Raw genomic sequence first — 1,751 nt, forward strand, 5'->3', positions numbered from 1 at the left:
TTATAATTGTTATAAAATTGTTCGATGTATTCAAAGCAAGAGAGTTGAACTTCTTGAATGGAGTGATAAGTTCATAATTACATTAACGCAAAAAAATATGTTCAAACTTTGACCGAAGATGAAGTTAAAAATTTGTGTTTTGAAGTCAAAGATTTATACGAAGATGTCTTAAAAGAATTTGAAATTAAGCTCTAATTTTTTTCAAAAAGGGGGATTGGGGGACACCACCAAAAATAAAAAGATTCGTCTGAAACGAACAAAAATAAAATTGGAAATTTTAGATTTTGTGAGTGAAAGATGAATACTTTTTACTGTACTTGGGTACCCAAGTGCGAAGTTCACTAAAGACACTAACCCCCTATTTTGAGCTTTTAGAGTTGACAGATATTTGTGAGGTTGACAAGATGAAAATAATTGAAAATCGTGAGAGAAGTATACAGAAAAAATTTCGTGTAAATGAAAAAGAGAACGAAAGAATTAAATTGATGATGAGAAAAACTGGTATCACTAATTTTTCTATTTTTGCTAGACGAGCCTGTTGCAATAAAGAGATTTTTTCTATTGATTTTTCAGAATATAAAAATATTATTTCTGAAATTTCTGCGACAAAATCTGAACTAAAACGTATCGGAAATAATATCAATCAAATTGCTAAACATTTAAACGAAAATAAAAATAATCAGACAAAAGAATTGATGTCTGATTATCAAAAGCAATTAGAAAACTTGGAAAATAAAATTCAAAAAGTTGTTCATTTTATTTCGGAGAGGGAGTAAAAATGACAGTGATTTATATGCCAAAACAATCGAACGGAACGGTTCATTCTGCAAAAGATTTAAAACAACTCATTGATTATGTGATGAACTCCGAAAAAACAAATGACTTTGAATATGTTTCCGGTCAAAATATTTTAGATATTCATTCAACCTGTGATGAAATGTTAGCGACACGAACAATGGCTATCGCTTTAAAAAACAAGCCACAAAAAAATGAAAGGTTCGGTTATCATTTTGTCCAATCTTTTTCTCCTGATGACCATTTAACCCCTGAACAAGTTCATGAAATTGGTTGTAAAACCATGAAAGAATATCTCGGAAATTCTGCGGAATTTATTATTGCTACTCATACCGATAAGCCACACCTCCATAATCATATTGTGCTTAATGCAACTGACCCTTTAACTTTAAATAAATTTCAACAAAACAAAAATGATTTAGAACGATTGAAAGAAATTTCTGATAGAATTTCTAAAGAATATGGTTGTAAAATTATTGTCCGTCCTGAACAAAAACTAGGGAATTCTCACAAAAATTATTTGGTCTATCTTGCTCAAATTTCTTACCGGAAAGAGATTAAAAACAAACTTGAATTTTTAATGAACCATTCTCACACTTGGGAAGATTTTAAAAAAAAAGCAAGAGCCTTAAATTTAAAAGTGGACGACACAAAAAAATATACCACTTATCTTTTAGAGGGAAGCGAACAAACCAAAAAAATTAGAGATAGAAGTTTAAAAAATGATAAATTTTTAAAAGAAAATCTCAAAGAACGGATAGAAAAAAATACCATTGGTTATTCCGTTGAGGAAGTCGTGAAACTTTGGAATGACAAAGAGAGTATTCAAGAAAAAAATCAAGAAAAAGAAATTTCAATTTTGGTAGAAGATTGGCAAATTGAGAAAGAAACTGAAAATTTTTTATACGTAACGATTGATACTGCTTTAGATAAAGAAGCGACAATAAAGATACCTG

At 29.5% G+C, this 1,751-nt stretch carries 2 protein-coding genes; both read left to right on the top strand.

What is annotated here, in order from left to right; translation table 11 throughout:
- Window positions 1-290 precede the first annotated feature (290 nt).
- Window positions 291-776: a plasmid mobilization relaxosome protein MobC gene (mobC, locus tag ABZ857_RS44115; RefSeq protein WP_276117874.1), complete on the top strand. Its 486-nt coding sequence runs from the start codon at window positions 291-293 to the stop codon at window positions 774-776.
- A gap of 2 nt (window positions 777-778) precedes the next feature.
- The coding region (locus ABZ857_RS44120; protein WP_357056930.1) for a relaxase/mobilization nuclease domain-containing protein at window positions 779-1,751 on the top strand (973 nt) is incomplete at its 3' end.

Origin of the sequence: Microbispora sp. NPDC046933 (assembly GCF_040644635.1) — a bacterium.
In the GTDB taxonomy this organism is placed as follows: Bacteria; Actinomycetota; Actinomycetes; order Streptosporangiales; family Streptosporangiaceae; genus Microbispora.